The sequence below is a fragment of the Mesorhizobium sp. M7A.F.Ca.CA.001.10.2.1 genome, assembly GCF_003998575.1.
GTDB lineage: Bacteria > Pseudomonadota > Alphaproteobacteria > Rhizobiales > Rhizobiaceae > Mesorhizobium.
The window spans coordinates 1-3,994 of sequence record NZ_RZQY01000580.1; the positions used below are offsets into that span (position 1 = coordinate 1).

The window sequence follows — 3,994 nt, forward strand, 5'->3', positions numbered from 1 at the left end:
GCTACAGCCATCGGCCGGAACGCGGCTGGGGCTGGCTCGTCGCTGCCGGTGCCATCAGCGCGCTTGCAGGCCTGATCATCGCGATGGGCTGGCCGGTCAACAGCCTGTGGGTGCTCGGGCTGTTCCTGGCGATCGACCTGATCTTCCAGGGCTGGACCTTCATCGCCGTCGGCCTGGCATTCAAGAAGTAGCCGGCATCACGCCTGGCTCAAAAAGCCATGGCCGCGTCGAGCTCGGAGAGCGGCCTGACGCCGGCGAGCAGCGCGCGTGCCTCGGCTTCATCGCGTTTCATCTGCGCGACCAGCGCGTCGAGCCCATCGAACTTCACCTCCGGGCGCAGGAAACCGAAGAAGGAAACCTGACAGACCTCGCCATAGAGGTCTTCGGAGAAGTCGAAGACGAAGGTTTCCAGCAGCGGCGTGCCATTGTCATTGACGGTCGGGCGCCGGCCGAAGCTGGCGACGCCGTCGTGAAGCGTGCCGTCGGCGCGGCGGAAGCGGACGGCATAGATGCCCTCCTTGAGTGCGGCTTCAGCCGACAGCCTCATATTCGCGGTTGGAAAGCCAAGGGTGCGGCCAAGCTGCTGTCCGCCGACCACTTCGCTTTCGACGGTGAAGCGGTAGCCGAGCAGACCGGCGGCTTCGGCCACTTCGCCCTCGCCCAGCAATCCGCGGATGCGGCTGGACGACACCACCTCGGCGCCCTCGTCCCGGAAGGCGTCGACGAGCGTGACGCCGAAGCCGTGACGCTCGCCGGCCGCCATCAGGTAGGCCGGGCCGCCTTGACGATCCTTGCCGAAGTGGAAATCGAACCCGGTCACGGCGTGGGTAATGCCAAGGTTCGTTTCCAGCACATCCGTCACGAACGCTTCCGCCGACAGCGAGGCGAAGTCGCGCGTGAACGGCTGTTCGACCAGCGCGGCAAAGCCCAGCAGCGACAGGAGCCGCGCCTTCATCGGCGGCGGCGTCAGCACGAACAACGGGATATCAGGCCTGAAGATCTTGCGCGGATGCGGTTCGAATGTCAGCACCAGGGCCGGTGCGCCGCGCCGTCCGGCCTCGGCGGAGGCGCGCTCGAGCACCGCCTGATGGCCGCGATGGACGCCATCGAAATTGCCGATCGCCACCACGCCGCCGCGCAGGTCTGCGGGAAGCGGCGCGGTTGCCAGGATGCGCTGGAAGGCTGCCATCGTCACCTACCGAAGTCTGGGAATGACGGCCACCGGACCATAGCCATGCTTTTCCAGGAACGCCGCCAATCTTGCCGGATCCGGTTGCAAGGCATCGCCATAGTCGCGGGCATGGATGCCGCCGGAGACATAAAGAACATCGAAGCCATTGTCGGCGGCGCCCTTCACATCGGTCATCATGCCATCGCCGATGGCCAGCACCCGGCTGCGCTCGACCGGCCGGCCAAGAATCTCGGCGACCTCCTTCATCGCGAGATTGTAGATCGGCGCGTATGGTTTTCCAGCGATCAATGTGCGGCCGCCGAGCTGGGCATAGTCACGCGCCAGCGCGCCGGCACACCAGATGATGCGTTCGCCGCGCTCGACCACGATGTCGGGATTTGCGCAGATGAAAGGCAGGTTCCGGGCGCGCAGCCGCCGCAGGAGCTCCGTGTAATCCTCGGGCTTCTCGACCTCGTCGTCGAACAGGCCGGTGCAGACGACGCCGGATGCTTCGAACTCCTCGACAAGCTCCACGTCGAGACCTTCATAGAGAGTGAAGTCACGGTCGGCGCCGATATGGAAAATCCTGCGCGGCCCTTCGGCGATCAGATCCCGGGTCACGTCGCCTGAGGTAACCACCCGGTCGTAGGCTGACGGTGGAACACCGATCGCGTTCATCTGCGCCACGACATCGGCACTTCTGCGCGGCGAATTGGTGATCAGGACCACGGGGATTTTCGCCTCTCGAGCCCTTGCCAATGCGGAGGCCGCCACCGGGAAATGCGTTTCGCCATTGTGGACCACGCCCCAGACGTCGCACAGGATTGCCGAATAGGCCTTCGACACGTCTTCGAGCGAGCCGATGATTTCAGGCGAATTCGCCATGCCGTTTCCTTCAGTCGTGATCGTTGCGACGCCGCGACCGACGGTTCGCCGCAGCCGGTTCGGATTAGCCGAACCGCCCCGGCCTGTCACCAGCTTTCGCCAGGCACGATTGGTTAGCGGTTGGTGAAGCGCTGCCCCGGCAATAGAGCCATTTCCCAAACGCGGCCTTCAGCGTTTTGTGGAAAGCTGGCATCAATCGAGAATCCGCCGGCGGGGGCCGCTGCAAGACATGTATGGACTTTGGCGTCAGTTCTGCCGCGACCAACGCGGCAACTATGCTCTTATGACCGTCGTCGCAATGGTTCCGCTCATGGGCGCCCTGGCGATAGCCGTCGATTTCACCGAGATGAGCCGCGAAAAACAGGCGGTTTCGAATGCGCTCGATGCCGCAAACTTCGCCACGGCGCGCCGGCTGACGGAGGGTGCCACCGACGATCAGTTGAGAGCCTATGCACTCGACTTCTTCAATGCCAACCTCAACAAGATCAACCCCGCCAACACGACGCTCACCGTCACCTTGCCAAGCAACACCACCGGGGGCGGCTTGCTCAAGATGAGCGCGCGGCTTGACTACAAACCCTACTTCTATCCGGTCTTCGGCCAGCTCGTCGGCAAATCCGAAACCGACGCCAACCAGAAGATCAGCTTCAATGTCACCTCGGAAGTGCGGCTGAAGAACACTCTTGAAGTCGCTCTGGCGCTCGACAATTCCGGGTCGATGACCAAGACCGGAACGGGCTCGGGGCAAACGCGCATCGACCTTCTCAAGACCGCGGCCAAACAGCTGGTCGACACGCTGGCCCAGCAGGCGGCGATGATCAAGCAGGTCGACAGGCCGGTGCAGTTCGGCCTCGTGCCGTTTGCCGCCTCGGTCAATGTCGGACCCGGCAATGGTAACGCGTCCTGGATGGATACCGAAGGCCTGTCACCGGTATCGAACGAGAATTTCGACTGGTCGACGCTGAACGCAGCCGACAAATATGCCCAGCAGACCAACGGCATCTGGTACAAGCGCGGCACCGGATGGGGTACCGACGAAGGCCAGATGCTGACCCGGTTTTCGCTCTACCGGGACATGAAGGTCGTCACCAACCATGAGCGTGTCACCAACAGCAAGCGCGTGGTTTGCGACGAATACAACTCGAACAACACCTGCAAACGAAGCCATGACGAATATGATTACATCGATTCCTATGGCCCGTTCGCCAGTTGGCAAGGTTGCGTCGAGGCCAGGCCCTATCCCTACAATGCTAACGACGCCGCGCCGTCCGGCGGCTCGGCGAACACCGGCATAGGGGTTGGCGATCCGGCAACGATGTTCGTGCCGATGTTCGCCCCCGACGAACCCGGCAACCATTGGAGGCTCACCCAAGATCCCGATGAGGCCACGCCGACGACCTACGGCGCCGTGAACAGCTGGTGGAACGACGACCCGACAAGCAGCACCGGCCAATCCCGGTTGCGCAACATGGCCAAATATTTCCAGCCGCGGCCGATCAATGCGCCGGCGCTGGCCGCCGGCAACGGGCCGAACTACAGCTGCTCCACCAACCCGATCACGCCGCTGACCGATGTCAGCGTTGCCACTGGGCTCACCGCGATCAAGGCCGCGATCGACCTGATGAAGCCCGATGGCGGCACAAATGTTCCAGAAGGCATGGCCTGGGGATGGCGCGTGGTTTCGAGCGGCGAGCCCTTCACGCAAGGCCGCCCGGAAACCGAGAGAGGCAATGACAAGGTCGTGATCGTGCTGACCGACGGCGCCAACACCTACTACACGCCTTCTTCGCTCGGCTATTCCGACCCCGCCGATTCGAAGTCGACCTATGCATCCTTCGGCTATCTCAAACCCGGCTACAACGGCACGTCGGTGGGCCGCCTGTTCATGGGCACATCGAGCACCATTGGCCAATTCGATTATTCTAACGGCAATTATAC

The 3,994-nt window shown here is 62.9% G+C and carries 3 protein-coding genes and 1 pseudogene; 2 read left to right on the forward strand and 2 right to left on the reverse strand.

Features of this window, described 5'->3' with window-relative positions:
• Positions 1-191 (forward strand): annotated as a pseudogene (locus EN964_RS27680) (HdeD family acid-resistance protein); the annotation flags it as partial.
• A 17-nt stretch (positions 192-208) separates the two neighbouring features.
• Here the strand turns inward: EN964_RS27680 and EN964_RS27685 are convergent.
• Positions 209-1,189, reverse strand: a complete 981-nt coding sequence (locus tag EN964_RS27685) for a bifunctional riboflavin kinase/FAD synthetase (protein ID WP_127271602.1) — start codon at positions 1,187-1,189, stop codon at positions 209-211.
• 6 nt (positions 1,190-1,195) lie between these two features.
• Positions 1,196-2,056, reverse strand: a complete 861-nt coding sequence (locus EN964_RS27690; protein WP_127271605.1) for a TIGR01459 family HAD-type hydrolase — start codon at positions 2,054-2,056, stop codon at positions 1,196-1,198.
• A 229-nt stretch (positions 2,057-2,285) separates the two neighbouring features.
• Here EN964_RS27690 and EN964_RS27695 point away from each other — a divergent pair.
• The coding region (locus EN964_RS27695) for a TadE/TadG family type IV pilus assembly protein (protein ID WP_206528766.1) at positions 2,286-3,994 on the forward strand (1,709 nt) is incomplete at its 3' end.